Genomic DNA, 3,192 nt, shown 5'->3' on the forward strand with positions numbered 1-3,192 from the left:
GCTCGGTGCCGTAGGCCGTGAACATGCTCGTCACCGCGACCCAGGTGAACAGCGGCCAGTCCGGTGAGACCTCGCCGTCGATCCAGCGCTGCCAGTGCTGCCGCGGATCCTTCGACACCCGCGGGTCGGTGAGCAGCCGCTTCAGCAGCGGGGTGCTGCTGACCGCCCAGGCCGGGACGCCGTGGGGGAGTTCGACGGGGGTGACGGGTCCGCGCTCGCGGATCCGGGTGGCCTCGACGTGAATGTCGAGGCCGGTCGGGTCGATCACAATCGGGTGGGTGAACTCCATCGGACTCTCCCTGCGCTGGCGGTTGTTCGCGTGGCGCGCCCGCACCTCGTGGGTGAGTGCGCGCCCCGTCCAGCCAAGTGGCCGCGGCGGGGCGACGCCAGGGGATGGCCGACTACTGGCTTGTTTCAGGCGCTCTGGCTTGCTTCGCGCTCCAGGGGTCGCGCCACCGCCTTCGCGGCCCGCGCCTCCTTCCTGCGCTTGCGCCGGCTGACGCGCGGCTCCTGGTCCGGGAGCCAGCCGAAGGTGAGGCAGCTGCCCACGACGCCCAGCAGCAGACCGACGAAGAAGCCGCCCAGGTTCGAGGTCACCCAGGTGCCCAGGGAGACCAGCACGCCGATGACCGAGTAGAACAGGCGCTGGGCCGGGCTGAAGAGGATCAGTACGCCGCACAGCAGCATCACGGTCGGCAGCAGATAGCCGGCCAGCCCCTGCATGCCGACGTGCATGATGACGGCGAGTGACGCCTTCAGGGTGAGCAGCACCTCCGCCCCGCCCAGGGCGAGCAGCAGCCCGCCCCAGAACGGCCGGCCGGCCCGCCACCGGCGGAACGCGGGCCGGAACCTGCCGGGCGAACCGTCGGGCATCAGCACCCCTTCTCGCTGAAGCTCAGCTTCAGCCCCGGCAGCTTGAACACACCGGCCGTCGTGGCGTAGTTGGTCTGCCGCAGGTTCTTGATGCGCACGGTGTCGGACTGCTGGCTGAACACACCTATCGGCCCCTTGCCCAGCGGACCGGCCTTGTTGAGCTTGCTGGCGTCGTTGCCGATCTCGATGTTCCTGAACGCGGCGTCGCCGGACAGCTCCGTCGAGTCGGTCGTCAGGTCGGTGGCTCTGACCTTCTTCGCGCCGCCACCCGCCTTGATGAGGAGGTTCGTGCCGCCCAGGTCCACGCTCTGGCACAGCTTGGTGAGCGTGGCGTCCTTGATCACGGACTTGACGACCAGCACCTGGCCACCGGTGTCACCCGCGTTCGGGCTGCCTTCGGCCATCTCTCTCAGGTCGCCGAACTGGGCGAAGCCGGTGCCCTTCAGATCGGTGGCGGTGACCGTGAACGGCATGCCGGAGATGGCGAACTGCACGCCCAGCGCCCCCTCGGCGGTCATGACCGCGAGTCCGGCGGCGACCAGGGTGGCGGGCACCGCCATCACCGCGGCCCGGCGTGCCCGGACCCGCCCGCCTCGCGCGGGGACATCGCTGACGCCCGGCACGGCGGCGCCGTCCGGTCTTTCGGGGCTGTGCTCGGCGGAGGAGGTCATGTCTGCTCCAGGTGCATGTCGGTGCGGATCGGACTTCGGTGGCACGTTGCCCTGGCGCGGACACCGACCGCGTACGCACGTCTCCCCGCAACTCCCGACGGTTGCAAGGGCTTTCTCGTTACGCCGCAGTAGCCGACTCGGAAGTTACCGGGGGTTACATGAAGGGTCAAGGGAAGTGTGAACAAAGAGTGTTGAATGTGCGCCGCATGTGAGTCGTCACCCTCGGGGAAGACTCAGCGCACGCACAACTCCTCTGTGAAGCCTTGACGTTGACTGACGAGTAGGTCTACAACTCTCCTCGTCTCACCGGATCCGTGGCGCCGGATCCGTGGCGCCGGATCCGCCACGCGGCACACGTCCGCGTGACCCGGACCGCCCGCCCCGCACGGGAAATCCCGCCGCCCGGTGTCTCCGCACGGGCTTTCCACCACCCGAGTCCGACCCTCCAGGCCCCGGCACGGTCCCTTCCTCCGAGAGGCGTGCCACCAGCCACCCCCCACCCCGGCCCGTCCGGAGCCGCGTCCTCGTGCGTGCCTCCGGCCGGTGACCGGCCTGCCGTTGCCGGCCCGTCACGTACGGAGAAGGCGTGACGGGCCGGCGGCGGCGGACGCGCACCCGCGTCCCCCTCCCTCGCTTCACAGAAAGAGGTACACCCGCATGCGTACGCGCACCCTCCTCACCCTCACCGCCGCCGTCGCCGCCCTGGGCCTCGCCACGCCCGCCTCGGCGGCCGACACCCCGGTCCTGACCGCGGGCGGCGCGGCCGTCGCGGTCGGGGACGTCCTCAACGCGTCCCTGGCCGGCGGCACCGCCGCCACCTTCTACTCCAGCGCCACCGGCAGCAGCGGCATCTCGTGCAACTCGTCGGCGTTCTCCGCCACCGTCACCGCCAACCCGGCCGCCCCCGGCACCGCGACCGAGTCCCTGACCTCGCACACCTTCGACACCAGCGGCTGTACCGCCAACGTGGTCGGTGTGCTCGGCGTCAGCGGCATCACCGTCGACCACCTGCCCTACACCACCAGCGTGTCCTCCGACGGCACGGTCTCCGTGACCCCGGCCGCGGGCTCCACCGTCCAGTCCACGGTCAAGCTGCGCACCCTGCTCGGCACCATCAACTGCGTCTACCAGGCGCCCGGCCTGACCGGCAAGGCGAGCAACGCCGACCACAGCATCGCCTTCACCAACCAGCAGTTCACGAAGGTGTCCGGCTCGTCGCTGTGCTTCGCCAACGCCTTCTTCACCGCCAAGTACGCCCCGGTGACCGCGAACGGTGTCGCCGTCGACGTGAACTAGGGGCTGAGCGGCGTCGGTTCAGCGCCGACGCAGCCGTACCGCCAGGGCGGCGCCGCCGGTGAGCACCAGCACCGCAGCGGCGCCGCCCGCCAGCATGGGCGTGGACGGGCCGGAGGAGGGGTCGGAGGTGGAGGCCAGCGGGGCTTTGCTCCTCACCCCTCCCCGCTGCTGATCCGCCTTCTGCTCCGTCTCCTCCTCCGTCTCCTTCTGGGTCCCCTCCTCAGTCCCCTTCTGGGTCTCCTTCCGCGTCTCCTTCTGCTCCCCCTCCGGGAACACCACGTCCGAGCACGAGTAGTACGTGTCCGGCGTGCTGCTGTTCTGCCAGACCGTGTACAGCACGTGCCGCCCGGTA

Annotated in this window: 4 protein-coding genes and 1 pseudogene; 1 reads left to right on the forward strand and 4 read right to left on the reverse strand. The window is 70.3% G+C overall.

Features of this window, described 5'->3' with window-relative positions; translation table 11 throughout:
• The 3 genes and pseudogenes from SSQG_RS30495 to SSQG_RS30505 all read right to left on the reverse strand — a co-directional run.
• Positions 1 to 289, reverse strand: a pseudogene (locus tag SSQG_RS30495) (cytochrome P450); the annotation flags it as partial.
• 125 nt (positions 290 to 414) lie between these two features.
• The gene (locus SSQG_RS30500) at positions 415 to 873 is read right to left on the reverse strand and encodes a DUF6114 domain-containing protein (protein WP_039935539.1); all 459 of its coding nucleotides are present in this window, start codon (positions 871 to 873) and stop codon (positions 415 to 417) included.
• Positions 873 to 1,544 carry a DUF6230 family protein gene (locus SSQG_RS30505; RefSeq protein WP_003993796.1) on the reverse strand — a complete coding sequence of 224 codons (672 nt, stop codon included), beginning with the start codon at positions 1,542 to 1,544 and terminating at the stop codon, positions 873 to 875. The genes SSQG_RS30500 and SSQG_RS30505 overlap by 1 nt, the downstream gene beginning before the upstream one ends.
• Positions 1,545 to 2,201: 657 nt before the next feature.
• Here SSQG_RS30505 and SSQG_RS30510 point away from each other — a divergent pair.
• A complete protein-coding gene (locus SSQG_RS30510) occupies positions 2,202 to 2,840 on the forward strand; it encodes a hypothetical protein (RefSeq protein WP_039933966.1) in 639 nt (212 codons plus the stop codon).
• A gap of 18 nt (positions 2,841 to 2,858) precedes the next feature.
• Here the strand turns inward: SSQG_RS30510 and SSQG_RS30515 are convergent.
• Positions 2,859 to 3,192: lytic polysaccharide monooxygenase (locus SSQG_RS30515; RefSeq protein ID WP_039933967.1), on the reverse strand; the 334-nt coding region annotated here is incomplete at its 5' end.

Source organism: Streptomyces viridochromogenes DSM 40736, assembly GCF_000158955.1.
Classification (GTDB): Bacteria; Actinomycetota; Actinomycetes; order Streptomycetales; family Streptomycetaceae; genus Streptomyces; species Streptomyces venetus.

Excerpts from the sequence above, each read along its gene's own strand:
- SSQG_RS30505 (WP_003993796.1), bottom strand. The coding sequence starts at position 1,544 with ATGACCTCCTCCGCCGAGCACAGCCCCGAAAGACCGGACGGCGCCGCC.
- SSQG_RS30510 (WP_039933966.1), top strand. The coding sequence starts at position 2,202 with ATGCGTACGCGCACCCTCCTCACCCTCACCGCCGCCGTCGCCGCCCTG.
- SSQG_RS30500 (WP_039935539.1), bottom strand. The coding sequence starts at position 873 with ATGCCCGACGGTTCGCCCGGCAGGTTCCGGCCCGCGTTCCGCCGGTGG.